Below are 24853 nucleotides of genomic sequence, written 5' to 3' on the forward strand. Positions count from 1 at the left end.
ACCGATCCCCACCACGCGCACTTCCCGAGGCGTGACACCCACAGGTGTCACGCCTCGGCCGCGAAGACCACCTGGTAACCGCTGGCCCGCAAGGCGCTGATCAGCGTGTCCGAGTGCTCCACGCCACGGGTCTCGACCGACAACGCCACCTCCACCTCGCCGAGGCCGAGGTGCGGGTTGGCCCGCTGGTGCTCGACATCCACGACGTTGGCCCGGTGCTCGGCGATCTGGCTGAGCAACGACGCGAGCTGCCCCGGCCGGTCCGAACAGCGCACCGTCACCCGCAGGTAACGACCCGCGGCGGCCAGCCCGTGCTCGATCACCCGCATCATCAGCAACGGGTCGATGTTGCCACCGGAGAGCACCGCGACCGCCGGCGTCTCCACCTCGACGACGCCCGCCAGCAGCGCGGCGACACCGACCGCCCCGGCCGGCTCGACAACCTGCTTACCGCGTTCGAGCAGCATCAACAGGGCCCGGGAGATGTCCTCCTCGGACACCGTGACCACCTCGTCGACCAGCTTGCGCACGTGGTTGAAGGTGATCTCCCCCGGTCGGCCGACGGCGATGCCGTCGGCGATGGTGGAGAAGGTGGGCAGCCGGACCGGCTCGCCGGCCACCAGTGAGGGCGGGAACGCCGCCGCACCGGCCGCCTGGACACCGATGATCCGTACCTCCGGCCGTAACGCCTTCGCGGCCACCGCCATGCCGGAGATCAGACCGCCGCCACCGACCCCGGTGATGATCGTCTTCACGTCCGGGCACTGTTCGAGGATCTCCAGCGCGACGGTCCCCTGGCCGGCGATCACGTCCCGATGGTCGAACGGGTGGATCAGCACCGCGCCGGTGCGTTCGGCGTACGTGTGGGCGGCGACCAACGACTCGTCGACGGTGTTGCCGGCCAACTCGACCTGTGCGCCGTACCCCTTGGTGGCCGCCACCTTCGGCAGCGGCGCGTTGACCGGCATGAAGACGGTGGCGTGCGTGCCGACCAGGCCGGCGGCGAGGGCCACGCCCTGCGCGTGGTTTCCGGCGCTCGCCGCGACCACGCCGCGCTCCCGCTCCGCCGCCGACAGGCGGGAGATCCGCACGTACGCGCCCCGCACCTTGTACGAGCCGGCGCGCTGCACGTTCTCGCACTTCAGCCAGGTCGGCCCGCCCAGCGCCGCGCTCAGCGGACGCGAGGGCTCCAGCGGCGTCGTCCGGGTGACGCCAGCGAGCAACTCCCGTGCGGCCCGCACGTCGTCGAGACCGACCAGTTCCGTCATGCCCCGATCGTGCCACCCCGGTTCGCGGTCCAGCCCGCGGGCCGGGCCGACCGGGGTGCGGGCCGCCCGGGGTGCGGGCCGCCCGGGGTGCGGGCCCGGGCCGCCCGGACCAGGGTGATCCACTCGGCATCCCGGAAAGCGCGGTATCCACCGCGCCCGGTCAGCCCGACTTCAACGATAAGCACGGCGGCCGCGCCGACCGCGCTAGACGATCACGCGACGGCCGGCGACCCCGTTCCGATCCGGGGATAGCCGGGGGCGTGACGCGCCCAGGGGGCGGCCATCTCGAACTGGCCGGCGACACCGAGCAGCAGCAACTCCGAGCCGGGCGGACCGACCAGTTGCACCGCGACCGGCAGACCGTCCGGGCGCCGACCCACCGGTACCACCACGGCCGGCAGGCCGGCGACGTTCCACGGCGCGGCGTACGGGGCGTACCGGATGTTGGCCGTCATGTTCGCCCGCCACGACCGCTCGGACCAGCGCGCGGCCTCCGGCGGCGCGGTGGCCAGCGCCGGGGTGAGCAGCAGGTCGACGGAGTGGTCGCCGAAGAAGTCGACCGACCGTTGCCGCCACTCCGCCCGGTCGGCCTCCCGCACGTATCCGCGGCGCTGCGCCCACTCGCCCAGCGCGACGTGCCGCCGGGTACGGCGTTGCAGGCCACGCCGGTCCAGCCCGGACGCCCGGACGTCGGTGGCGGCCGCGGCGAACCACGTGGCGATGCCCTGTAGGCCGAGCGCGGTGGGGTAGACCGGATCGGCCGGCACCGTGTCGTGCCCGGCGGCGGCGAGGAGCCGGCCGGCGGCGGCCACCGCGTCGCGGTTGGGTTCGTCAGGGGTGACGCCCCGCACCGGGGATCGCAACGAGACGCCCACCCGCAGCCGCTGCGGCGGGACCAGCTTCTCGGGACGGCGACCGGCGAGCACCGAGAAGCCGACCGCCGCGTCGGCGACGGTGCTGGTCAGCATGCCGTGTTCGGTGAGACCGAACCAGTCGTCCGCACCGAGCTGGCAGGGCACCACACCCCGGCCGGGCTTGAGCCCGACCAGGCCGCAGCAGGCCGCCGGGATCCGGATCGAGCCGAGACCGTCGTTGCCGTGCGCGATCGGCACCAGCCCCGCGGCCACCGCGGCGGCTGCGCCGCCGGAGGAGCCACCGGGGGTACGCGTGCTGTCCCACGGATTGCGCGTCACCGCGCTGTCGTCGTCGGTGAGTGCCCACAGCCCCAGCTCCGGCATCCGGGTCACACCCAGGATCACCGCTCCCGCGCCGCGCAGCCGCCGCACCACCTCGTGGTCGGCCTCCGCGACGTCGGTGCGGGCGGCCGTCGACCCGTTCCAGGTGGGCAGGCCGGCGACCGGGGTGTTCTCCTTCACCGCCACCGGGACCCCCGCCAGGGGCAGGTTGGCGAGGTCCTCCTGCTCGTCGACCTTCTCCGCCTCGGTGATCGCCTCGCCGCCGCGAACGGCCCGGAACGCGGCCAGCTCACGGTCGGCTCGGGAGATGTACTCGAGGTGGTCGGCGACGACCTGGGTGGCCGAGACGTCACCCCGGCGTACGCCCCGGGCGATCTGCTTGGCGGTCGCCCCGACCCAGGTCGCCATGATGTCCTGCACGGCCATCCTCCCCAGCGGTCAGCCCAGTGCCTGCTCCAGATCGGCGAGCAGGTCGTCGACCGTCTCGATGCCGACAGACAGTCGCACGAGATCGCCGGGAACTTCAAGCGGCGAGCCGGCAGCACTTGCGTGTGTCATCCGGCCGGGGTGCTCGATCAGGGATTCCACCCCGCCCAGCGACTCGGCGAGCACGAAGAGCTTGGTGCGGTTGCAGATCTCGACGGCGTGGTCCTCACCGCCGGAGGCGCGGAACGAGATCATGCCGCCGAACCGGCGCATCTGCTTCCCGGCCACCTCGTGACCGGGGTGCGAGGGCAGCCCCGGGTAGAGCACCTGGGCCACCTTGGCGTGCCCGTCGAGGTACGCGGCGAGCCGCTCGGCGTTGTCGCAGTGCCGGTCCATGCGTACCCCGAGGGTCTTGATGCCGCGCAGCGTCAGCCAGGCGTCGAAGGGGCCGTTGATCGCGCCCATCGCGTTCTGGTGGTAGCGCAGCTCCTCGCCGAGCCCGGCGTCGGCGACGACGAGCGCGCCACCGACCACATCGGAGTGCCCGCCGATGTACTTGGTGGTGGAGTGCACCACGACGTCCGCGCCGTGCGCGATCGGCTGTTGCAGGTACGGCGAGGCGAAGGTGTTGTCCACGACGAGCAGCGCGCCCGCGTCGTGTGCCACGGAGGCCAGGGCGGCGATGTCGGCGATGCCGAGCAACGGGTTGGTCGGCGTCTCCAACCAGACGATCTTCGTGCGGCCGGGCTGGACGGCGGCCCGGATCGCGTCCGGGTCGGAGACCTTGGCCGGGGTGAACTCCAGGCCCCAGCGCTGGGCGACACGGGCGAAGAGCCGGTAGGTGCCGCCGTACGCGTCGTCGGGGATCACCACGTGGTCGCCGGGCTGGCACACGGCCCGCAGCAGGGTGTCCTCGGCGGCCAGGCCACTGGCGAAGGCGAGCCCCACCGGCCCACCCTCCAGCGCCGCCAGGCACTCCTGGAGGGCGTCGCGGGTCGGGTTGCCCGAGCGGCTGTACTCGTAGCCGAGCCGGGGCGCACCGACGGCGTCCTGCGCGTACGTGCTGGTCTGGTAGATCGGTGGGATCACCGCGCCGGTGCGGGCCTCAGGGTCCTGGCCGGCGTGGATGGCGAGCGTCTCGAAGCCGTGGTTCATGGTGTGAGGCTAGTGCCCCTTCCCGAGGGCTGGAACGGAACCCGCGCTCCCGGGCGCGGGGCCGGACCGTCCGGCCCGGCCCCGCGCCCGGGAGGGCGGTCAGGCGGCCGGGACGGGCAGGACGTGCAGGGTCGCCTGGTTGGCTCCGGTCCAGTCGTAGGCGACCGCGTAGAGCCGGGCTCCGTTCGGCGACCAGGCCAGCGCGCCGGAGCTCAGCTCGTCGCCGAGTTCGAAGCGGGCCAACTCGGTCCCGTCCGGGCTGAAGACGAACACGTCCGGGTCGTAGGTGGCGTCCGCCCCGGCGGCGATCCGGGTGCCGTCGCGGGAGATCTCGACAGCGTTCGGGTACGCGCCGGTCCGGTAGGTAGCGGACGGGGTGGTGATGTCCGCGAAGGGGAACGCCTGCACCTCGTACGGGGCGCCGGCGGCGGTGTAGAGCGTGGTGCCGGTCGGGTCGAGGGCGATGTCCCGCAGGTTGCTGCCGACCACGGACCAGTCGTTCGTCCGCAGGGTGGTCAGCGTTCCCGCGGTGCCGATGCCGTACGCGTAGACCGACGCCGGGCTCAACCCCGGCTGCCCCGCGAGCAGCACCGACCGGTTCTGGCCGGCCGCGGTGAGCAGCGGAAAGTCGTGGAAGTCCTGCTCGGCGACCCGGGTGGTCAGCCGGGCCGGCTGGCGGCCGAGGTCGATCTGACCGATGTTGCCGCCCCACTGGTCACAGCCGTAGCCGAACCACAGGTAGCGCCCGGTCAGCGCCAGCGACGACGGGCACTCGCCCGCGCCGGTGTCGTAGCGGGCCGACTCGACGAGCGAACCGGTGTCGAAGGCGGCGATGGCATTGGCTGCCGGAAGCGCCACGTAGAGGGTCCGCCGGTCGGCGCTGAGCAGCAGGTCGGTGGGGCCGGGAAGACCGGACAGGGTGCCGACGACCGCGCCGGCCGCGCTGGTCACGACGACGTCGGTGGCGGAACGGCCACCGCTGACGAAGACCCGGTCGCCGGCCGACACCACGTCCGCCACGGTGCTCAGCGGTAGCGGGGTCACGGTCGGCGCGGCGGCGGCCAGGGCCTGTCCCGGGACCCCGCCGGTGAGCAGACCGGCGGTCAAGGCCGCCGCGGCCAGGCTGATGCTTCTTCTGAGGTGCAAGGTTCGTCCTTTCGGAGCTTCGCCACAGCACGTCCCCCCGTGCTGATCGATTCACGTAGATGAGTACCACAGTCGGGCCGCGCGCAGGGGGCAGCGTGTCCCGCGAGGTCGCGGCATAGCCTGTGCCGATGAGCGGTTGCGTGTTCTGCGGGATCGTGGCGGGAGAGGTCCCGGCGTTCCGGGTGGCCGACACACCGGACGGGGTGGCGTTCCTGGACACCCGGCCGGTGTTCAAGGGGCACGTGCTGGTGGTCCCCCGGGTGCACCTGGTGGCCCTGACCGACCTGCCGTCCGACCTGCTGCCGGGCTACTTCGCGCTGGTCCGACGCCTGGCGGTGGCCGTGGAGTCCGGTCTGGGGGCCGGGGGGACGTTCGTGGCGATGAACAACAAGGTGTCCCAGTCCGTTCCGCACCTGCACACCCACGTGGTGCCACGGACCAAGGGCGACGGGCTGCGCGGGTTCTTCTGGCCGCGTACCCGCTACGAGGACGACACCGAGGCCCAGACCTACGCGGACCGGGTCGCCGCCGCGCTCTGAGGCGCGGCCTGACTCACACTCGCGCGGGTAAGGAAGGTGGACCCGCCGGTGTTGCACGCTGCGAGAGGTACGAGAGGAGATCCCCACGTGTTTTTGCGCCGTATGAACGCCGAGATGATTTCGCCCGACCAGGCCCTTCCGGGCCGTCCGATCGCCATGCCGGTCGCTGACCGGCACGAGGTGCTGGGCACCCCGTTGAAGGGCCCGTTCCCGGAGGGCCTCCAGGTGGCGGTCTTCGGTATGGGCTGTTTCTGGGGCGCCGAGCGGCTGTTCTGGACGCTGCCCGGTGTCTACACGACCTCCGCCGGCTACGCGGGTGGCATCACCAAGAACCCGACATACGAGGAGACGTGTTCCGGACGCACCGGGCACGCCGAGGTCGTCCAGGTGGTGTACGACCCCAGCAAGATCAATTATGAGGACCTGCTGAAGGTCTTCTGGGAGAACCACGACCCGACCCAGGGCATGCGCCAGGGCAACGACGTGGGCACCCAGTACCGGTCGGCGATCTACACGACCACCGACGAGCAGCGGACCATCGCTGAGTCGTCCCGGGACGCGTTCCAGCCGATCGTGACGCGGGCCGGCAAGGGTGAGATCACCACCGAGATCGCCCCGCTCGGCAGCTACTACTTCGCCGAGGACTACCACCAGCAGTACCTCGCCCCGACCAAGAACCCGAACGGGTACTGCAACCACGGCCCGAACGGGCTGAGCTGCCCGGTCGGCGTGGCCCGCGTCGGCGGCTGACCACCATCGCGTCAACTGGCAAGGCCACTGGGTTTCGCACCCGGTGGCCTTGTTCTCGTTTTGGCGGCATGGCCGTGAGCAACAGCGTTACCCCACCCGGCGCCTACGTGTCAGCGACGTACACACCCGATCCCCGGACGCCGACCACGATCCCCCGCGCTTTCAACCCCTCGACGGCGCGCGCCACAGTGCGCCGGGCCGAGCCGTATTCATCGGCCAGCGCGTCGTACGTCGGGAGGCGCTGCCCGCGCCGAAACTCGCCAGCGCCGATGCGCCTCAACAGATCAGCCTCGATCTCATGCGCAGTGTGGGGTATCGGCACGCACACAGGCTGCGCCTACCCGCAGCAGGGACTACTTACACCCATTGCCCTACTGGCACTACTTGCACTACTGTCGAATCTGCGCGGTAGGTAGTGGATCTGGGATCGGTGCCTGTCGCTGCATCCAAGGGGCGCCCGCCGGTCTCGCCGATCATGCGGACGCCCCTCATACGGCAGGGAGTAGCGATGTTCAGTGCGCGGGCCGAGGGCGATGAACCGGCAAGGGTGCCAATTGAGCTGGAAGTGTCGAGATGGACCATCGTCGTCACCAGCCGAGTTACGTGCGGCAAATGCTGGCGGGTGCTACGGATGGACACAGCCACGACACCCGGCGAGATTGCCGAGGTCGTCGGTGACCACCAGGAACGCTGCCCTCGGACGCAGCTACGGCCGGCACCCTAGCCCGGGCGGGGGCCGCTCTCGCGGCGTTGCCCTGCCATGCGACGCCGCTGAGCTGGCCGGGCATTCCCATCTGACCCTGTGATCGAAATCCGTTGCCGAGGGCGGCGAGAACTCGATAGCGTGGCCGTACACGTGAAAGGAGGTGGTCCAGACTTGTATAGCAATCGGACTCGTGAGGTGGCTGTCCGCTAGCCGCTGTCCTCGACAGTGATCGGTCCGCCGACAGGCGGGCACCAGCACCATCGTCGAGACCGTGTGGCAGCGGTGCGGCGAATTCCAGACAGCCACCCGACCCCCGGGGTGCCGGCCAAGTCCAGCCGGCCCGCGCGCGAGCGCGGAGCGCCCCGGGGGTCGCTCCATATCCGGAGGCCCTCGATGTCGATGCGCGAACTGGTGGTGCTGGGCACGGCCAGCCAGGCGCCGACGCGGCAACGCAACCACAACGGGTACGTGCTGCGCTGGGACGACGAGGTGATCCTCTTCGACCCGGGTGAGGGCAGCCAGCGTCAACTCCTGCACACCACTGTCACCGCCAGCGACCTCACCCGCATCTGCGTCACCCACTTCCACGGCGACCACTGCCTCGGCCTGCCCGGCACCATCCAGCGACTCTCCCTGGACCGGGTGCCGCATCCGGTCGCTGTGCACTTTCCCGCCGGGGGCGCCGAATACTTCGCCCGGCTACGGCACGCGACCTCCTTCTACGAGACCGCCGAGCTGCATGTCGAACCCATCGAGGCGGACGGGCAGCGGATCATTCTGTCCTGCGGCACGCTGGAGGCACGCCGGCTGCGGCACCCCATCGAGACGTACGGCTACCGGCTGATCGAGCCGGACGGCCACCGGATGCTGCCGGAGAAACTGTCCGCGTACGGCGTCGCCGGGCCGGCCGTCGGTGAGCTGATCCGCGTCGGCCACCTGGACCTCGACGGGCGTCGCGTCACCCGCGACGAGGTCAGCGAGCCCCGGCACGGGCAGCGGTTCGCGTTCGTGATGGACACCGGCCTCTGCGACGGGGTGTACGCGCTCGCCGAGCACGCCGACCTGCTGGTCATCGAGTCGACCTTCCTGGAGTCGGAGGCCGCGCTCGCCGCCGAGGTCGGCCACCTCACCGCGGCGCAGGCCGCCCGGGTGGCGACCGAGTCCGGGGTACGCCGACTCGTGCTCACCCACTTCTCCCAGCGCTATCCCGACCCGCGCCGGTTCCACGACGAGGCACGCGCGCACTTCGACGGTGACCTGATCATCGCGGAGGATCTGACCACGGTGCAGCTCCCACCCCGCCGGGTAGCCTCGGCCGGGTGACCGTCACGCTCCGCCCCGCGACCGGCGACGACCTGATGGCGGTGGGTGCCCTGCACCAGCGCTCCCGGGTCGCCGCGTACTCCGCCTTCCTGCCGGTCGAAGCCCTGGCCGACCCGACACCGGAGGCGATGGGGCGGTACTGGGTCGAGCGGTGGGGCTGGGAACAGTGCACCCACCGGATGACGGTGGCCGAGCGGGCCGGGGCGCTGGTCGGGTTCAGCCACCTGGGCCCGGACGACGAGGACGACCCCGCCACCGGGCTGCTCAACGCGATCCACCTGGACCCGCGCGAGCAGGGCCGGGGCGTCGGTCGCGCGCTGATGGTGGACGCCCTGGACGCCATGCGTGCCAGGGGGTGGCGTCGTGCGGTGCTCTGGGTGCTGCGGGGCAACGCCCACGCCCGCTCCTTCTACGAGCGCGGCGGCTGGACGTCCACGGGCATCGAGCGCGAAGAGCACATCGGCACCGCCCTCACCCCGCAACTCCGCTACACCCGCCCCCTCTGAACTGCCCGGCCCGCCGCACCCTCCCCGGCGTCGATCATGGAGTTGTGGTGACCGATTCAGGTGCCTGTGCCGCTTTTGTACGGCACCACAACTCCATGATCGACGGAGCGAGGGCGGGGACGGGCGGGGACGGGCGGGGTAACGGGTTAGTGGGCTCCCAGGTGGGACAGGAGGTCCTGGCGGGTGAGGACGCCCTTGGGCTTGCCGTCGACCAGGACGAGGGCCGCGTCGGACTTCTCCAGCAGCCCGACCGCCTCGCTCACCGGCTGACCGCCGCCGATCATCGGCAGCGGATCGCCCATGTGCCGCTCGATCGTGTCGTGCAGGTGGGCCTGGCCGGTGAAGAGCGCGTCGAGCAGGTCCCGCTCGGCGATCGAACCGGCCACCTCGCCGGTCACCACCGGCGGCTCGGCCTTGAGCACCGGCAGCTGCGAGACGCCGTACTCGCGCATGTAGTCGATCGCGTCGCGGACCGTCTCGGTCGGGTGCACGTGCACCAGCTCGGGCAGCCCTCCCGGCTTGCTGGCCAGCGCGTCGGCCACCGTCGGCTCCGCGCCGGAGTTGTCGAGGAAGCCGTACCGGGCCATCCACGAGTCGTTGAAGATCTTCGAGAGGTAGCCTCGGCCGCCGTCGGGCAGCAGCACCACCACCACGTCGTCCGGGCCGGCCTTGCGGGCGACCTCCAGCGCGGCAACCACCGCCATGCCGCACGAACCGCCGACCAGCAGCCCCTCCTCGCGGGCCAACCGCCGGGTCATCTCGAAGGACGCCTTGTCGGAGACCTCGACGATCTCGTCGGCGACACCCCGGTCGTACGTCTCCGGCCAGAAGTCCTCGCCGACGCCCTCCACCAGGTACGGACGGCCGGTGCCGCCGGAGTAGACCGAACCCTCCGGGTCCGCCCCGATGATTCGGACCCGACCCTCGGACGCCTCCTTGAGGTACCGCCCGATGCCGGAGATCGTGCCGCCGGTGCCGACACCCGCCACGAAGTGGGTGAGCCCACCCTCGGTCTGCTTCCACAGCTCCGGGCCGGTGGTCTCGTAGTGCGAGCGCGGGTTGGCCGGGTTGCTGTACTGGTTGGGCTTCCAGGCACCGGGGATCTCCCGGGTCAGCCGGTCGGACACGTTGTAGTACGAGCGCGGGTCCTCCGGGGCGACAGCGGTCGGGCAGACCACCACCTCGGCGCCGTACGCCCGGAGCACGTCCTGCTTGTCCTGGCTGACCTTGTCCGGGCAGACGAAGACACACTTGTAGCCCTTGAGCTGGGCCATCAGGGCCAGCCCGACACCGGTGTTGCCGCTGGTCGGCTCGACGATGGTGCCGCCGGGCCTGAGCAGACCGGCGGCCTCGGCGTCCTCCACCATCCGCAGCGCGATCCGGTCCTTCACGGAGCCGCCCGGGTTGACGTACTCCACCTTGGCGAGCACGGTCGCCTGGATGCCCTCGGTGACGTTACGCAGACGCACCAGCGGGGTGTTGCCGATCATGTCGACGACGTTGTCGTAGTACTGCACGGTGTGCCCTTCGTTGCGGCGCCGGCGACGGCGGCCGGGCAGACGTTTACTCGCGCCCAGCGTACGTGCCGTCAGGGCACGATCCCCCCGGGGATGACGGAGCTGCGGCGGCCTTCCCACTCCAGGAAGCGGTCGGTCTCGGCGAGCACGCTGCCGGCCAACCAGGTGATCATGACCGCGTCGTCGGCGAGCCCGAAGATGGCCAGCGGAATCTCCGGGAGCAGGTCGATCGGCGAGACGATGTACGCCGTGGCCGCCGTCATCAGGGCCAGCCGGAGGCCGCCGTCGTACTCCCCCTTGGTGGTGGCCCGGATCATCCGGGGCAGCGCGGCCAGGCGGGTGCCCAACGACGGCCCACCCCGGGCCCCGGACGCCAGTGCCCGCGCCAGTGCCGCGAACGCCGCGCTGCGCTTCAGTGTCTTCCCCATCGTCGTGCTCCTCTCCGCCGGATCAGCGTGGCGGGTCCGCGCAAGTCGGCCGGCCTCTGCCGGACAGATACCCCGCCGCGTCGGTTTCCAGGCACCCGGGTGCCGTCACGACGACAGCGGCGTGTCGGGCCGGCGCGATAATGTCGCGGTATGGGGGTGGCTGATTCCGTCGTACCCGGTGGTACGAGATGGCGGCAGGCCCGGCGGGTCGCCCGCCTGGTGGCCCTCGGCACGGGTGCCACCGCGGCGGCCGCGGTGGCTACCGGCGGGGTGCTGCTCGGCCAGGCACGCCAGGCTCGACGCACCATCCCGATGGCCGAGGCGCCGCCCCCGCGCTGCGACGGCATGTACGGCGCGAAGTTCCCCGGTCCCGCGCTCACCATGGTCGTGCTGGGTGACTCGTCGGCGGCCGGCTACGGGGTGCACCGCCGGCGGGAGACACCCGGGGCGCTGCTCGCCAACGGTCTGTCCCGTCGGCTGCACCGGCCGGTGCGACTGCACCGCTTCGCGGTGGTCGGTGCCATCTCGGCGGCGCTCCGTCACCAGGTGGAGGCGGCCCTGGAGTGCCGACCCGACATCGCGGTGATCCTCATCGGCGGCAACGACATCACCAACCGCACCCCGCGCGGGCTGGCGGTGCGCTACCTGGTCGAGGCGGTGCACACCCTGCGCGACGCCAACTGCGAGGTGGTCGTCGGCACCTGCCCCGACCTGGGCGCGATCCGTCCGATCCAACCGCCGTTGCGATGGTTGGCGCACCGGTGGAGCCGACAACTCGCCGCCGCCCAGACGGTCGCCGTGGTCGAGGCGGGCGGTTGGACGGTCTCCCTCGGTGACCTGCTCGGCCCCCGGTTCACCGCCGAGCCGACCCGGATGTTCGCCTGGGACCGGTTCCATCCCTCCGCCGAGGGTTACGCGATGGCCGCCGCCGCGCTCCTGCCGACAATGCTGTCCGCGCTCGGCGCCGCGCAGGAAAGACGGGTTACGCCGACCCGGGGCGAGGGCGTACGGTCGCTGCCTGAGGCCGCGCAGGAGGCGGCCCGGCACGCCGGCACGGAGGTCAGCGCCACCCGGGTCCGGGGTCGCGACCGAGGGCCGGCGGGCAGGTGGGCGCAGCTGCGTCGCCGCGCGTTCTTCGGTGTGGGCGCGGCACCGCAGCACGGGTCCGCCTCGGACACCTCGACAGTGGAGGGACTGGCATGAACGAGCGCACAGTGCGGGGCTTCACCGCCGGCGTCGCCGGCCGGCTGGGCCGGGCGGCCGCGTTCTCGCTGCTCGCCGGCACCGTGGGAGGCGCTGCCGTCCTGGCCGGCGAGGCGTTCGTCGCCCGACACCGTCGGTACGCCCAACCGGAGCTGGGGCTGGCCCTACGGGCCACGATCGGCCGGGCCGAGGCTCCACCGCTGCGGCTGGTGCTGCTCGGTGACTCGTCGGCCCTGGGTGTCGGTGTCGACCGTCTCGAGGACACCATCGGTGGGCAGTTGGCACACCTGCTCGCCGAGGGCCCGACCGGTCGGCGGGTGCACCTGTCCAGCGTCGGTGTCTCCGGTTCCCGCTCGACCGACCTGGCCACCCAGGTGGCGCGGTCCCTGCTCGGTGAGCGGCCGGACGTGGCGCTGATCCTGATCGGCGCCAACGATGCCACCGGGCTGCGCCGACCCTCCGACGCGGCGGCCTATCTCGGCGCGGCGGTGCACCGGCTGCGGGAGGCGCGGGTCGAGGTGGTCGTCGGCACCTGCCCCGATCTCGGCGCGGTGCGTGCCATCGCCCCTCCGCTGCGCCAGGTGGTCGGCTGGTCCGGCCGGCGCATGGCCCGCGCGCAGACCACTGCCGTGCTGGAGGCCGGCGGCTCGGTGGTCGACCTGGCCAGCGAGACGGGGCCGGTGTTCCGGGCCGACGCGGGGACGCTCTGCCACGACGGCTTCCACCCCTCCGCCGACGGCTACCGGGTCTGGGCGCACGCGCTGCTGCCCGGCGTCGCCGCCGCCGCGACGGTCGCCACCCGGCGCTAGAGCGGCCCGGCGGGGGGTGACATTTCCCGCCGCGCCTGCGCCTTCCGTGCCATGTTACCGGCGGGTTAACGTTGGCCCATGCCGATTGAGTCGTCCCGCGACGCCGTCATCGTCGCCACCGCCCGCTCCCCCATCGGCCGGGCGCACAAGGGGTCCCTGCGCGACGTCCGCTCCGACGACCTCGCCGCGACCATCGTCCAGGCGGCCCTGGACAAGATCCCCGCGCTCGACCCGACCACCATCGACGACCTCTACCTCGGGTGTGGCCTGCCCGGCGGCGAGCAGGGCTTCAACATGGCCCGGGTGGTGTCGACGCTGCTCGGTCTGGACACCGTGCCCGGTGCCACGCTGACCCGCTACTGCGCCTCGTCGTTGCAGACCACCCGGATGGCGATGCACGCGATCCGGGCCGGTGAGGGCGACGTGTTCGTCTCCGCCGGCGTCGAGATGGTGTCCCGCTACGCCCGGGGCAGCTCCGACGGGCTGCCCTCCGAGGCCCAGGCCCTCGTCGGCGGCGGCTGGGAGAACCCCCGGTTCGGCCCGGCCGGCGAGCGCTCGAAGCGCCGCGCGCAGGGCGGCGCCGAGGTGTGGACCGACCCACGCGAGACGGGCGACCTGCCCGACATCTACCTGACCATGGGGCAGACCGCGGAAAACCTGGCCCAGGTGTACGACGTCACCCGCGCCGACATGGACGAGTTCGGCGTACGCAGCCAGAACCTCGCCGAGAAGGCCATCGCCGACGGCTTCTGGGCGCGGGAGATCACCCCGGTCACCACGCCGGACGGCACAGTGGTGAGCACCGACGACGGTCCCCGCGCCGGCGTGACACTGGACGCGGTCGCCGGTCTCAAGCCGGTGTTCCGCCCGGACGGCCGCATCACCGCCGGCAACTGCTGCCCGCTCAACGACGGCGCGGCCGCCGTGGTGGTGATGAGCGCCCAGCGGGCCGAGGAACTCGGGCTCACCCCGCTGGCCCGGATCGTCTCCACCGGTGTGACCGCCCTGTCGCCGGAGATCATGGGTCTCGGACCGGTGGAGGCGTCCCGGCAGGCGCTGCGCCGCGCCGGGATGACCATCGACGACGTCGACCTCGTCGAGATCAACGAGGCGTTCGCCGCGCAGGTCATCCCCAGCTACCGGCAGTTGGGCATCCCGGAGGAGAAGCTGAACGTCATGGGCGGCGCCATCGCCGTCGGCCACCCGTTCGGGATGACCGGTGCCCGGATCACCGGCACCCTGCTGAACGCCCTGGAGTGGCACGACAAGACCATCGGCCTGGAGACGATGTGCGTGGGCGGCGGCCAGGGCATGGCCATGGTGTTGGAGCGGCTGAGCTGAGCCGGGTGGCCTGAGGTCGGTGTCCGCCGCCGACGACGTCGGCCGGTCGGGCACCACCGGGCGCGCGGCGGTTCGCCAGCGGGACCGCGTTCGGCGGTTCGTCACGGACCGCGGCGCCCCCCGCAGGGCGCGCGTCGCGGGACCTGTCCTGACGTGGGCCTCAGAGGGCGTTGCGGGTCGCCGTCACCTCGGCGGCGGCCCGCGCCAGCACCTCGTCGTCGGCCCCGGCGGCCAGCAGGTCCGCCGCCACCACCCGCACCTGGTCGGGTAGGGCCAGATCGTTGTCCAGCCGGGGCACCACCCGGCGCGGCTCCCCTTCGGCGTCGGCGGCCAGGTTGGCGACCTCCTGCACCAACCGGTGCACCAGGTCGGCGCGGGACACGTTGCCGGCGGTGGCGACCGCCGCCCAGCGTGGCTGCTGCCAGTGCACCACCTGACGCACCAGCAACGTCACGGCCTTGTCCAACTCCGCTGCGCTCATCGCCGCCGAGTCTACGGCCGACCGGCGCCACGACCGACCGGCGCCACCGGAGATCGGCGCCCGCGGCCATGATCGACTCGGCTTCCTGAAAATCGGTGCATCACCGCGCCCCGGACACCCCGTCTTTCACGAAACCGAGTCGATCACGCGGCCAGGCGGCAACACGGGCGCGGGCTAGGCGCGGGACGGCACTGCGGGCGTCGGTTAGCGGCGCAGGTAGCTGAGCAGCCGCAACAGCTGCCAGTAGAGAAAGACCAACCCGGTGAGCAGGCCGAACGCGCTCAGCCACGCGAACCGGCGGGGTCGCCCGTCCCGCACCGAACGCTCGACGAGATCGAAGTCGAGGATGAAGCTGAACGCCCCGGCGATGATGGCGACCACCGAGAAGGCGTACGGCAACCAGCCGACCTCACCACTGACGCTGTAGACCGCCAGGCCCGACCGTCCGGTGATCAGGTACGACACCAGGTTGACCACGCTGAGCACGGCGATGCCGAGCAGCGTGCCGATCACCAGACGCGCCAACCGGGGCGTCGCCCGGATCACCCGGGCCCGGTAGAGCGCCGCCATGCCGAGGAAGACGCCGAAGGTGCCGGCCACCGCCTGCACCACGATGCCGGGATAGACCTGCTCGAAGGCACGGCTCGCCACCCCCAGCAGCAGACCCTGCAGGACGGCGTAGCCGAGGATCGGCACCGGGTTGGTGATCGCGCGCAACGAGATGACCAGGACCAGCGCGATCGAGGCGAGCGCGCTGCCGGCCAGCGCGGCGCCCAGCCACGCCGCATCCGGGATCACCGCCCAGGACACCGCCGCCGCCGCGCCGGTGACGATCAGCAATCCGACGGTACGGACCACCACGTCGTCGACGGTCATCGGCTCGACGTCGCGGGAGCCGAGCACCCGGGCCTCCACCCGGCCGGCCTCGTCCAGCCGGTTGAGTACGGGGTTGTTGCTGCGCACCGCCGCCTCCTTCACCCACGTACCCCTTGCAGTCACTCTGCCCTGGGCGGACCGGCGGCGGCGGGAAAACAGCGCGGACGACGGCGCCCGCCCCCACCGGAGCGGGGACGGGCGCCGTTCGGCAGGGCGGACGAGGTCAGTCGTCGCCCTGGAAGTAGCTCAGCAGACGCAGGATCTCGATGTAGAGCCAGACCAGGCTGACCAGGATGCCGAACGCGGCCACCCAGGAGTAGCGCTGCGGCAGGCCCATCCGGACGCCGTCCTCGATCTCCTTGAAGCTGAGCACGAAGCTCAGCGAGGCGACGACGATGCAGACCAGGCTGAAGCCGATCGCCAGCGGGCTGCCGTCACGCAGACCGGTGTTGACGCCGAACATCGCCAGCACGAAGTTGATCAGCATCACCGCGAAGAGACCGGTGATGACCGCGATCATGCCCTTGACGAACGCCGGGGTGGCCCGGATGACCTTCGCCTTGTAGAGCATCGCCATCAGGAAGAAGATGCCGAAGCTGGCTGCGGCGGCCTGGAGCACGATGCCGTCGTACGCCGTCTCGAACGCCTTGCTGACCATGCCGACGAAGACACCCTCGACGACCGCGTACGCGATGACGAGTGCCGGGTTGGCCATCCGGGAGAACGAGATGATCAGGCCGAGGACCAGGCCGACCAGCGCCGCACCGATCCAGGCGGTACCGACCAGCGCGTCGGGCACGAGCACCCAGGCGGCCGCAGCGGTGATGCCGAGGATGCCGAGGAGGGCGACCGTCTTGACGACCACGTCGTCGACGGTCATCGGCGCCACGGTGGGGGGCGCGGCCGGGTAACCGGCCTGGGACGGGTACTGCTGGGGAATGCCGGGCTGTCCGTACGGCCCGGCCGGGGCGTACCCGGCGGAGCGCTCCCGCTCGGCCGCTTGGCCGAGCCGGGCGAGCACCGGGTTCGAGGTCTTCACTGTCTGGCCTCCCTCAGGGGGTCGTGTGCACGTGAACGTGCCCTCCAAGAGTAAACGGCGCAGCCAAGTCCTGGTGATCACGAATGAGAATGCGTCTGAGTGACAGGGTGCCCGGGGCGGGGGTCGAACCCGCACGCCTTTCGGCAGCCGCTTTTAAGGCGGCCGTGTCTGCCTTTCCACCACCCGGGCGGGTGGCACCGGCGTGCCGACACGCACAGTGCAGTGTCACCGTAGCCGGTCTCCGGCGACCCGGCGTACCCCGACGGGTTGGCCACATTAGGGTCGATGCCGTGAGCAGCGCAGCCTCCACGGCCCCCGACGCCGCCCCTGAGCAGGCCATCCGCCTCGCCGATCAGGTCGACCGCCGGCCTTGGACCACCCGGCTGCTGGCCGCCCTCGGCCGACACCGGGGCGATGTGCTCGTCGCTCTGCTCTGGGCCGTGCTGGCCGGCTGGCTCACCCACGGGCTGTGGCCCGACCCCGCCGGCCGCATCCTGTCGCTCAACCCGGAGGACCAGGCCCTCTACGAGTGGTTTCTCGCTGTCGACGCCCGCGCGCTGCTCGGAGACTTCGACCTGCTCAGCGACCGACTCAACGCCCCCGACGGCGTCAACCTGATGGCCAACACCACGGTGATCGCGCTCGGCGTCGCCTTCGCGCCGGTCACCCTGCTGCTGGGCGCACCGGTCACCTTCGCGCTGCTCGCCGCCGCGAACCTCGCCGGGACCGCTCTCGCGTGGTACCTGCTGTTCCACCGGACCCTGCGGGCCCACCGGCTCGCCGCCGTGCTCGGCGGGGCCCTGTGCGGGTTCGGCCCGGGGATGGTCTCGCAGACCAACAGCCACCTGCACATGACCGCCCAGTGGCTGGTACCGGTGATCGTGTGGCTGGTGGTCCGGCTGCTGCGGGCGTCCGACCCGGGGCCGACACCCGACGGTCCGGGTCGCGACCTGGCCGCCGGGCCGGACCGTCGACGGATGATCACCTCCGCTGCCGGGCTGGCCGGCGCTGTGACCGCGCAGGTCTTCGTCGGCGAGGAGGTGTTGTTCCTCGCCGCCGTCACCCTGCTGGTGATGGCGATCAGCTACGCCGTGGCGGACCGCGACCTGGCCCGGCGGGCGCTACCCGGCTTCGCCGGCGGGCTGGCCATCGCCGCCGGACTGGCCCTGCTGGTGCTCGGCTACCCGCTGTGGTTCCAGTTCGCCGGCCCCCAGGGAGTCGCCGACGGCATGTTCACGCCGGCCTACTTCTCCGCCGACCTGAGCAGCTGGTGGACCCTCTCCCCGCTGTCGGTGGCCGGCAGCGACGAGTCGGCCCGGCTGACCACCGGACCGGCCGAGTACAACACCTTCCTGGGTTGGCCCCTGCTGCTGGTCGCCGCCGCCAGCGCGATGTGGGTCGGGCGACGTCGACTGGTCTTCGCCTGCGTCGTGGCGGGCCTGGTGATGGGTGCGCTCTCCCTCGGCCCGGAAGTGGTGCTCGGCGGCACGAAGACAGCGATTCCCGGCCCGTACGCGCTGATCAGCGGGCTGCCGGTGGTGGACGGCGCGCTGCCGATGCGGTTCGCGCTGGCACTGCTGCCGATCATCGCGACACTGCTGGTGCTGGCGGTCGACCGGGCGCTGCGCAGCACCGGTCGGGCACGACGGCTGGTGCCACTGGCCGTCGGCGCGGCGCTGCTGCCGATCTTCCCGACCCCGCTGCCGACCGCCGAACGACCCGCGGTGCCGGAATTCATCACCGGCGGACACTGGCGGCAGTGCGTACGCCCCGGCGGGGTGCTGGTCCCGGTGCCACTGCCCACGCCCAAGGAGCCCTGGCCGATGCGCTGGGCCACCGCCGCCGACGCCGCCTTCGGTCTGCCGGAGGGGTTCTTCATCGGCCCCTACGGGCGGAAGGGCAGCGCCGCGATGGGCACCTTCAAGCAGCCCACCTCCGCTCTGCTGGCCGACGTCGCCCGACGCGGCGACCAACCGGCCATCGGCGACGAGCAGCGCCGTCAGGCCGCCCGGGACGCCGAGTTCTGGGGTGCCTCCTGCGTCGCGTTGGCCGACGACGCCCCGCACGCGGAGAGCCTGCGGTCGACCCTGGAACAGCTCTACGGCCCGGCGACCCGGATCGCCGACGCCTGGATCTGGCGGGTCTGACGGTCTGTCCGGGCATGACGAAAGGGCCCCCTCCGATGGAAGGGGCCCTTTCGCCGAGCAGAGCCCGGTCAGACGCGGGGGGCGCCGACCGGCTGGGACGCCTCGGAGAACTCCTCACGCGGGTCGTGCAGCTGCCCGAGGGCGACCACCTCACGCTTGAGGACGAACGCCAGCGTCCAGTCCACCACCACGCGGACCTTGCGGTTGAACGACGGAATCCGGCTCATGTGGTACGTCCGGTGCATGACCCACGCCGGCCAGCCGGTCATCTTGATCCCGTACACCTGGGCGACGCCCTTGTGCAGGCCGAGGCTCGCGACGCTGCCGACGTGCTTGTGCTTGTAGTCCACCGGCTCGCGGCCCCGGATCACGGCGGCGATGTTGTCGGCCATCCGGGCGGCCTGGCGCACCGCGTGCTGCGCGCTGGGCGAGCAGAAGTTGCCCGGCTCCTTCGTCAGGTCCGGCACCGCGGCACAGTCACCGGCGCTCCACGCGCCCTCGACCACCCGGTCGCCGTCGACCACCTGGAGGGTGGGCAGGCAGGTGATCCGCCGACGGTCGTCCCGCGGGAAGTCGGTCGAGTCCAGCATCGGCGAGGGCTTCACGCCGGCCGTCCACACGATCGTGTCGGACCGGAAGCTGTCACCGTCGGAGAGCTTCACCACGCCGTCGACGCAGGACTCGAGCCGGGTGTCCAGCCGGATGTCCATGTTCCGCTTCATCAACTGCTGGACGGTGTAGGCGCCCATGTCCCGGTCGACCTCGGGCAGCACCCGCTGGGTGGCCTCGACCAGCACCCAGCGAACCTCGTCCTGCTTCAACTCCGGGTAGTAGCGCAGGGCGTCGCGAGCCATGTCCTCCATCTCGGCGAGCGCCTCGATGCCGGCGTACCCACCGCCGACGAAGGTGAAGGTCAGCGCCGCGCGACGGACGTCCGCATCGGGCGTGGCAGCGGCCACGTCCAACCGGTCCAGCACGTGGTTGCGCAGGTAGATCGCCTCGCCGATGGTCTTGAACCCGATGCCCTGCTCGTGCAGGCCGGGGATCGGCAGAGTGCGGGACACCGAGCCCGGAGCCACGATCACGTGGTCGTAGGTGATCTCCCGGGCCGGGCCGCTGATCGGCTGCACGGTCGCCACCTTGCGGTCGTGCTCGATCCGCGTGACAGTGCCGGCCACCATCTTGCAGCGCTTCAACTCCCGCCGCAGGGGCACCACGGAGTGCCGCGGGGAGATGTTGCCCGCCGCCGCCTCGGGCAGGAACGGCTGATAGGTCATGTGCGGCTGGGGATCCACCACCATGACCTCAGCCTCACGGGAGCTGAGCTTCTTCGACAGGCGCAGGGCCGCGTACAGACCGACGTGCCCGGCACCAACCACAAGGATCCGCTTCGGATTCACGTTGTCTATCTTTCCCCGGGCGGCTCAGGTAATCCCGCTCGCGCCCCCCATCTGTGACGGAGCACAACCCCTGTGACCTGCGTAACCCTCCCGTAGCAGCGGTCACCGCCGCCGCAGGAGCCAGCCCAGCAACGCCGAAGTGCCCACGGCGAGCAGCAGACCCAGCACCGTCACCCACTGGTATCCGCTCCCCCCACCGATGCCCCCGGCCTGCAACAACAGCACCCCCAGCACGGCGGTGCCCAGCAGGACCGCCGCCGAGCGCAACAGCCACCGGGTGATCAGCTCGGGATCCACCACCGCGTCGTACGGAAGCAGCGCGGCCAGCGCACACAGGGTGTGCCCCAGGTAGAGCAGGGCGGCGAGAGCAAGCAGCCGCCAGAGGGCAACCGGGCGGCCGTACCCGTCGGTGGCGAGCAACCAGCCGCCGACGGTGACCAACGCCGTGAAGGTCGCCCAGACCCGACGCGGGCCGAAGGCGGGCAACAACGCGGCAACCGTCAGGAACAGGATCGGTCGCCCGGCAAGCACCTCAGCGGGGAACGCGAGGGCGAACCCGGCAAGCACGACGACGAAGATCGCACACCGCACCAGGAGCGGAGCGAGGCTGATCCGGGTGACAGCGTTCTGAACCGCCCGGACCCGCCCGCTAACGGCGTCAATCATCTGCGCCTCCGCTCGTTCGCGACTGCGGGGCTCGCAAGCTCACTCCTCGCGCTCACCGAGCCCGCCCTTCGTTCGCGACTGCGGGGCTCGCAAGCTCACTCCTCGCGCTCACCGGCCACCCACCCGCGGGGCCGTCGCCAACCTCGCCACGTCCCGCAGCACCTGGTCCAGGCTGCCGGCGCCGGCCCAGCGCACCACCGGTACGCCGTGCTCCCGGAGCTGCCCGATCATGACCTCACGATCCAACCGCCACAACCGGTACGCCACCTCGGCCCACCCCCGGTCCTTCGGTGACGCCAGGTCGGTCGGCAACGTGTCGACAGCCACCACGAACCGGCCGGCGCGGGCCAACCGGGCGAGCATCTGCGCGGAGCGTTCGTCCAGCAGCGGGGTGAGCACCACCACCAGCGCGTCCGACGACAGCAGTTGCGGGCCGAACACCTGGTCGTACGGCTCGTGCGAGGACGACGTGACACGGATGTCGAGCAGCCACTCCAGGACGGTCAGGTACTGCCGTCGTCCGGCCGCCGGACGGAGCCGGCGGGCTGCCGGCCCGTACTCCAGCAGCGAGACGCGGTCACCGCGGTGCAGGTAGTGCTCGGCGATCGCGGCGGTGGCCCGAACGGTGGTGTCCAGCACCGAGGCGGCACCGTTCACCCCACCCGAGCGCCCCGCCTCGGCGAGCACGTCGAGCAGCACCACCACCTCGGCGTCCCGGTCGGACAGGGTGGAGGCCACGTGCAACTGGCGCGCGCGCAGCGAGACCCGCCAGTCGATCCGGCGCAACCGGTCCCCGGGAGCGAAGACCCGTACACCGGCCAGTTCACCGCCCTCACCGGGCCGCCGCGAGTGGTGCGCCCCGACCAGACCGGCGGCCCGGGGCATCGCCTCCACCGCCTCGAACGGCTCGGTACGCGGGTACACCCGCACGCGCACCGGCTCGACGATCACCGCGCGGGAGACCAGCAGGCCGCCTGCCGTGGCGACCCGCGCACCGGCCGGGCCGACCGGGTGCCGACCCCAGCGCAGGGCGCGGCCGGCCAACTCCAGGTCGACAGCCGATCCGACGGGCACCGACGTCACGAACGGTCGGTCGGCCGGGGAACGAGCCGCGCCGCCGACCGCCGGACCCTCAGCACCGGTCGGCGGCACGTCGGCGACGGCCTCGTCCCGGGCGAAGCCGGCCCGGAATATCCGCAGCCACGGCGAGACCCGGGTACGCAGCACCACCAGGTCGTAGTCGACACTGTCCGGGTTGCCGACGCTGACGGCCGCCGTAGCGGCGCCGCCCTCGACCAGTGGCCCGTCGTCACCCGTGGTGATCCAGACCTGCGGCAACGCCGTCGGCCGTCGGCGCAGCGCGTACGCGGTGCCCAGTGCGAACGGGGCGGCCAACACGATCAGGTCGACCCGCCCCAGCAGCACCCCCGCCACGAGGAGCAGACCGGCGAGCAGCACCGCCCGACCGAGCGCCGGGGTGGGCGCCCAGCCGGCAGCCGGTTCCGGCTCGGTGGACCTCGACTCGGTCGGAACGGTCATCAGCGCTGGGGCCCGCCGGCGGCGTAGCTGGGCAGTGCGCCACTCGCCGGTGCCGGGGTGCCCTCCAGCACCTCGCCGACCACGAACGCCGGGTCGACCCGGCGCAGCCACATCTCCGGACGCAGGGTGATCCGGTGGGCCAGCGCGGGTGCGGCCACCTCCTTGACGTCCTCCGGCACCACGTAGTCCCGCCCGGCGAAGACGGCCCGCACCCGGGCCAGCAGCAACAGCGCCAACGAACCGCGCGGTGAGGCGCCGACCAGCACCGACGGGTGCTCCCGGGTGGCCGCGGTGAGGGCCACGATGTAGCGGCCGACGGAGTCCTCCACCACCACGTCCTCCAGGGCGGCCTGCATGGCCCGCAGCGTGGCCGCGTCGACCACCGCCTTGATGTCCGCCTCCTCACGGCGACGACCCATCCGACGGCGGAGCACCTCCCACTCCTCTTCGTGGTGCGGGTAGCCGAACGAGACGCGCAGCAGGAAACGATCCAGTTGCGCCTCGGGCAGCGGGTAGGTGCCCTCGTACTCGATCGGGTTCGCGGTGGCCAGCACGTGGAACGGCTCGTCCAGCTTGTAGGTCACACCCTCCACCGAGACCTGCTTCTCCTGCATCGCCTCCAGCAGCGCGGACTGGGTCTTCGGCGGCGTCCGGTTGATCTCGTCGGCGAGGAGCAGGTTGGTGAAGACCGGGCCGGCCCGGAAGGCGAAGTCACCGTTGCGCTGGTCGTACAGGAACGAACCGGTGACGTCGGCGGGCAGCAGGTCGGGGGTGAACTGCAACCGGCGGAAGTCCAACCCGAGCGCCTGCGCGAACGAGCGCGCGGTGAGCGTCTTACCCAACCCGGGCAGGTCTTCCAGCAGGACGTGCCCGCCTGCCAGGATGCCGGCGAGGACCAGTTCCAACGCGTCCCGCTTGCCGACCACGACGGTGCCGACCGCGTCCAGGACGGCCCGGGCGAGGTGGCCGACCTCGGCGGGGGCGATGCTCCGGTCCACGTCCTTCATCAGATTTTCTCCAGTTCGGCGACGATCACCGCGAGGTCGCGCGGCGACGGGGTGCGGCGGGGCGGGGTCTCCAGGAACGTCCACAGCCGGTCACCCAGCAGGGCACGGGCACGGGCCGGGTCCGACTCCCGGGTGACGCCGTGCTTCAGGCGCATCCGCTCGTCGGCCAGCTCACCGATCCGGGGCAGCACCGTCCCGGTGAACCGTTCGGGTCGGGTCGCGGACCAGTCCAGGGGCCACTCCCACCGGTTGATCGCGCTCCGCAGCGCGTCCCGGGCACCCCAGTTGTAGCTGCCGTCCTCCTCGCCCGGCGCGGACCGGGCACCGGCCGGCGGCGGGGGTGGCGGCGCGAGCAGGGCGGTGACCCGGCGGACCGCCAGGACGGCGAGCACACCGGCGATCAGGACCGGCAGTGAGATCTGGAGGCCCACCGCGCGCAGACCGACGAGCAGCACCGCGACCAGCGCGGCGGCCCACGCGAGCACACGCAGCACGGGACGCCACCGGGAACGGCGCTCCGGCGGACCGGACGGCGGCGCCTCCTCCTCGAACGCGAGCAGGTCGTCGATGCTGGTGCTGCTCATGCGGTCGTCACCGCCGCGGTGAGCTCGCCACGCAGCCGGCGCAGCGCGGCGCGGGCCTGGTCGCGGGTGCGTTCGTCGACCGGACGGGTGGCGTACCGGGCCTCCCGGTAGACGTGCGCGAACTCGGCCAGCACGTCGGCGCTGACGATCGCCGGCACACCGGCCGCCGGGTCTCCGCGCAGCAGCCGGCTGACCAGGTCGGTGGGGGTGTCCCCGGTGAGCCGTGGCACGCCGGCAGCCGCGGCGGCCTCCTCCAGGCGTACCCAGCAGGCGATCACCGCCACCCGTGGGTCGGTGTCCCGGTCGTCCAACTCCACCAGGCCGGCGTCGAGGGCGGCGACCACCTCGCGGGCGGTGCCCTCGGCGGTACGCCGGGCCCGCTGCGCCGGCAACGTCCGGGTGGTACGGCGCAACGCGCCCCGGATCAGGACCCAGGTCAGGTAGCCGAGGGCGGCCAGGATGGCGAGCCCCAGCAGGGCCATCGCCACCGTGGCGATCCACTGCGGTATGTGCGCCTGGGTGGCCTCGCCGGCCTCGCGTGGCTCGATCGGGATGGACGGGGACGGCTCGACGGTCGGGTATTCAGGCACCCAGGGGACGTTCTCCGCCGCAGGTGGAATCCGACTGGTCCCGAGCGACGAGTGGGCGGACGCCAGCGCGGCACCGGCCAGCAGCGCGGCGACCGCGCCGACCGGCCACCACCTGCGAAGCAGGCCCACCGCCGGGCGCAACACACCGGACTCGTCAGCCGGTGACGGCGCGGGTGGGCGTGTTCCGTCTGTCATCGCCACCGCCCCACGC

Annotated in this window: 24 protein-coding genes and 1 tRNA gene; 8 read left to right on the forward strand and 17 right to left on the reverse strand. The window is 72.2% G+C overall.

Annotated elements, in window-relative coordinates; genetic code table 11:
* Positions 1–47: 47 nt before the first annotated feature.
* From ilvA to GA0070612_RS01615, 4 genes are all read right to left on the reverse strand, one after another.
* Positions 48–1268 (reverse strand): threonine ammonia-lyase, encoded by a 1221-nt coding sequence (gene ilvA, locus GA0070612_RS01600; protein ID WP_088986286.1) that lies wholly within the window; start codon positions 1266–1268, stop codon positions 48–50.
* 212 nt (positions 1269–1480) lie between these two features.
* Positions 1481–2890, reverse strand: a complete 1410-nt coding sequence (locus GA0070612_RS01605) for an amidase (protein ID WP_088986287.1) — start codon at positions 2888–2890, stop codon at positions 1481–1483.
* Positions 2891–2902: 12 nt separating this feature from the next.
* Positions 2903–4045, reverse strand: coding sequence for a cystathionine gamma-synthase (locus GA0070612_RS01610; RefSeq protein WP_088986288.1), 1143 nt, complete (start codon positions 4043–4045; stop codon positions 2903–2905).
* 99 nt (positions 4046–4144) lie between these two features.
* Positions 4145–5191, reverse strand: a complete 1047-nt coding sequence (locus GA0070612_RS01615) for a YncE family protein (protein WP_088986289.1) — start codon at positions 5189–5191, stop codon at positions 4145–4147.
* A 128-nt stretch (positions 5192–5319) separates the two neighbouring features.
* Here GA0070612_RS01615 and GA0070612_RS01620 point away from each other — a divergent pair, with 128 nt between their 5' ends.
* Positions 5320–5730 (forward strand): HIT family protein, encoded by a 411-nt coding sequence (locus tag GA0070612_RS01620; protein WP_088986290.1) that lies wholly within the window; start codon positions 5320–5322, stop codon positions 5728–5730.
* An 87-nt stretch (positions 5731–5817) separates the two neighbouring features.
* Positions 5818–6480, forward strand: a complete 663-nt coding sequence (msrA, locus tag GA0070612_RS01625) for a peptide-methionine (S)-S-oxide reductase MsrA (RefSeq protein ID WP_088986291.1) — start codon at positions 5818–5820, stop codon at positions 6478–6480.
* A gap of 103 nt (positions 6481–6583) precedes the next feature.
* On the opposite strand, the gene GA0070612_RS01630 is transcribed toward msrA, so the two are convergent.
* Complete coding sequence (locus GA0070612_RS01630; protein WP_231924433.1) at positions 6584–6802, reverse strand: GntR family transcriptional regulator; 219 nt, start codon at positions 6800–6802, stop codon at positions 6584–6586.
* Positions 6803–7579: 777 nt separating this feature from the next.
* Here GA0070612_RS01630 and GA0070612_RS01635 point away from each other — a divergent pair.
* On the forward strand, positions 7580–8509 hold the full coding sequence (locus tag GA0070612_RS01635; RefSeq protein ID WP_088986293.1) for a ribonuclease Z: 930 nt from the start codon (positions 7580–7582) through the stop codon (positions 8507–8509).
* Positions 8506–9015: a GNAT family N-acetyltransferase gene (locus tag GA0070612_RS01640; protein WP_088986294.1), complete on the forward strand. Its 510-nt coding sequence runs from the start codon at positions 8506–8508 to the stop codon at positions 9013–9015. The genes GA0070612_RS01635 and GA0070612_RS01640 overlap by 4 nt, the downstream gene beginning before the upstream one ends.
* A gap of 146 nt (positions 9016–9161) precedes the next feature.
* On the opposite strand, the gene GA0070612_RS01645 is transcribed toward GA0070612_RS01640, so the two are convergent.
* Together GA0070612_RS01645 and GA0070612_RS01650 are read right to left on the reverse strand one after the other, a co-directional pair.
* Positions 9162–10532 (reverse strand): cystathionine beta-synthase, encoded by a 1371-nt coding sequence (locus tag GA0070612_RS01645; protein WP_088986295.1) that lies wholly within the window; start codon positions 10530–10532, stop codon positions 9162–9164.
* A gap of 71 nt (positions 10533–10603) precedes the next feature.
* Positions 10604–10960 (reverse strand): YkvA family protein, encoded by a 357-nt coding sequence (locus GA0070612_RS01650; RefSeq protein ID WP_088986296.1) that lies wholly within the window; start codon positions 10958–10960, stop codon positions 10604–10606.
* A 150-nt stretch (positions 10961–11110) separates the two neighbouring features.
* Here GA0070612_RS01650 and GA0070612_RS01655 point away from each other — a divergent pair, with 150 nt between their 5' ends.
* From GA0070612_RS01655 to GA0070612_RS01665, 3 genes are all read left to right on the forward strand, one after another.
* Positions 11111–12163, forward strand: a complete 1053-nt coding sequence (locus tag GA0070612_RS01655) for an SGNH/GDSL hydrolase family protein (protein WP_088986297.1) — start codon at positions 11111–11113, stop codon at positions 12161–12163.
* A complete protein-coding gene (locus tag GA0070612_RS01660) occupies positions 12160–12972 on the forward strand; it encodes an SGNH/GDSL hydrolase family protein (RefSeq protein WP_088986298.1) in 813 nt (270 codons plus the stop codon). Before GA0070612_RS01655 ends, GA0070612_RS01660 begins: the two co-directional genes overlap by 4 nt.
* A 78-nt stretch (positions 12973–13050) precedes the next feature.
* Entirely contained in the window at positions 13051–14313 is a 1263-nt protein-coding gene (locus GA0070612_RS01665; protein WP_088986299.1) for an acetyl-CoA C-acetyltransferase, read from the forward strand.
* 160 nt (positions 14314–14473) lie between these two features.
* Here GA0070612_RS01665 and GA0070612_RS01670 read toward each other — a convergent pair whose 3' ends face one another.
* The 4 genes from GA0070612_RS01670 to GA0070612_RS01685 form a co-directional block, all read right to left on the reverse strand.
* Entirely contained in the window at positions 14474–14794 is a 321-nt protein-coding gene (locus GA0070612_RS01670; protein WP_088986300.1) for a hypothetical protein, read from the reverse strand.
* 204 nt (positions 14795–14998) lie between these two features.
* Positions 14999–15757 (reverse strand): Bax inhibitor-1/YccA family protein, encoded by a 759-nt coding sequence (locus tag GA0070612_RS01675; RefSeq protein WP_088991204.1) that lies wholly within the window; start codon positions 15755–15757, stop codon positions 14999–15001.
* A gap of 136 nt (positions 15758–15893) precedes the next feature.
* On the reverse strand, positions 15894–16709 hold the full coding sequence (locus GA0070612_RS01680) for a Bax inhibitor-1/YccA family protein (protein WP_088986301.1): 816 nt from the start codon (positions 16707–16709) through the stop codon (positions 15894–15896).
* A 108-nt stretch (positions 16710–16817) separates the two neighbouring features.
* A tRNA-Leu gene (locus tag GA0070612_RS01685) sits at positions 16818–16898 on the reverse strand.
* Positions 16899–16999: 101 nt separating this feature from the next.
* Here GA0070612_RS01685 and GA0070612_RS01690 point away from each other — a divergent pair.
* On the forward strand, positions 17000–18856 hold the full coding sequence (locus tag GA0070612_RS01690; RefSeq protein WP_088986302.1) for a hypothetical protein: 1857 nt from the start codon (positions 17000–17002) through the stop codon (positions 18854–18856).
* A 68-nt stretch (positions 18857–18924) separates the two neighbouring features.
* Here GA0070612_RS01690 and GA0070612_RS01695 read toward each other — a convergent pair whose 3' ends face one another.
* From GA0070612_RS01695 to GA0070612_RS01720, 6 genes are all read right to left on the reverse strand, one after another.
* Positions 18925–20256: an NAD(P)/FAD-dependent oxidoreductase gene (locus GA0070612_RS01695; RefSeq protein WP_088986303.1), complete on the reverse strand. Its 1332-nt coding sequence runs from the start codon at positions 20254–20256 to the stop codon at positions 18925–18927.
* A 102-nt stretch (positions 20257–20358) separates the two neighbouring features.
* On the reverse strand, positions 20359–20919 hold the full coding sequence (locus tag GA0070612_RS01700; RefSeq protein WP_408630554.1) for a hypothetical protein: 561 nt from the start codon (positions 20917–20919) through the stop codon (positions 20359–20361).
* 111 nt (positions 20920–21030) lie between these two features.
* Positions 21031–22461, reverse strand: a complete 1431-nt coding sequence (locus GA0070612_RS01705) for a DUF58 domain-containing protein (RefSeq protein ID WP_088986305.1) — start codon at positions 22459–22461, stop codon at positions 21031–21033.
* Positions 22461–23468, reverse strand: coding sequence for an AAA family ATPase (locus GA0070612_RS01710; RefSeq protein WP_088986306.1), 1008 nt, complete (start codon positions 23466–23468; stop codon positions 22461–22463). Before GA0070612_RS01710 ends, GA0070612_RS01705 begins: the two co-directional genes overlap by 1 nt.
* On the reverse strand, positions 23468–24052 hold the full coding sequence (locus GA0070612_RS01715) for a hypothetical protein (protein ID WP_088986307.1): 585 nt from the start codon (positions 24050–24052) through the stop codon (positions 23468–23470). The genes GA0070612_RS01710 and GA0070612_RS01715 overlap by 1 nt, the downstream gene beginning before the upstream one ends.
* On the reverse strand, positions 24049–24837 hold the full coding sequence (locus tag GA0070612_RS01720) for a DUF4129 domain-containing protein (RefSeq protein ID WP_088991205.1): 789 nt from the start codon (positions 24835–24837) through the stop codon (positions 24049–24051). The genes GA0070612_RS01715 and GA0070612_RS01720 overlap by 4 nt, the downstream gene beginning before the upstream one ends.
* Positions 24838–24853: the final 16 nt, after the last annotated feature.

It is taken from the genome of Micromonospora chokoriensis (assembly GCF_900091505.1).
Lineage (GTDB): Bacteria > Actinomycetota > Actinomycetes > Mycobacteriales > Micromonosporaceae > Micromonospora > Micromonospora chokoriensis.

Bases quoted from the DNA above. Each gene is read 5' to 3' on its own strand.
- ilvA (WP_088986286.1), bottom strand. From the start codon at position 1,268: ATGACGGAACTGGTCGGTCTCGACGACGTGCGGGCCGCACGGGAGTTG.
- GA0070612_RS01605 (WP_088986287.1), bottom strand. From the start codon at position 2,890: ATGGCCGTGCAGGACATCATGGCGACCTGGGTCGGGGCGACCGCCAAG.
- GA0070612_RS01610 (WP_088986288.1), bottom strand. From the start codon at position 4,045: ATGAACCACGGCTTCGAGACGCTCGCCATCCACGCCGGCCAGGACCCT.
- GA0070612_RS01620 (WP_088986290.1), top strand. From the start codon at position 5,320: ATGAGCGGTTGCGTGTTCTGCGGGATCGTGGCGGGAGAGGTCCCGGCG.
- GA0070612_RS01635 (WP_088986293.1), top strand. From the start codon at position 7,580: ATGTCGATGCGCGAACTGGTGGTGCTGGGCACGGCCAGCCAGGCGCCG.
- GA0070612_RS01650 (WP_088986296.1), bottom strand. From the start codon at position 10,960: ATGGGGAAGACACTGAAGCGCAGCGCGGCGTTCGCGGCACTGGCGCGG.
- GA0070612_RS01655 (WP_088986297.1), top strand. From the start codon at position 11,111: ATGGGGGTGGCTGATTCCGTCGTACCCGGTGGTACGAGATGGCGGCAG.
- GA0070612_RS01660 (WP_088986298.1), top strand. From the start codon at position 12,160: ATGAACGAGCGCACAGTGCGGGGCTTCACCGCCGGCGTCGCCGGCCGG.
- GA0070612_RS01665 (WP_088986299.1), top strand. From the start codon at position 13,051: ATGCCGATTGAGTCGTCCCGCGACGCCGTCATCGTCGCCACCGCCCGC.
- GA0070612_RS01670 (WP_088986300.1), bottom strand. From the start codon at position 14,794: ATGAGCGCAGCGGAGTTGGACAAGGCCGTGACGTTGCTGGTGCGTCAG.
- GA0070612_RS01705 (WP_088986305.1), bottom strand. From the start codon at position 22,461: ATGACCGTTCCGACCGAGTCGAGGTCCACCGAGCCGGAACCGGCTGCC.
- GA0070612_RS01710 (WP_088986306.1), bottom strand. From the start codon at position 23,468: ATGAAGGACGTGGACCGGAGCATCGCCCCCGCCGAGGTCGGCCACCTC.
- GA0070612_RS01715 (WP_088986307.1), bottom strand. From the start codon at position 24,052: ATGAGCAGCACCAGCATCGACGACCTGCTCGCGTTCGAGGAGGAGGCG.
- GA0070612_RS01720 (WP_088991205.1), bottom strand. From the start codon at position 24,837: ATGACAGACGGAACACGCCCACCCGCGCCGTCACCGGCTGACGAGTCC.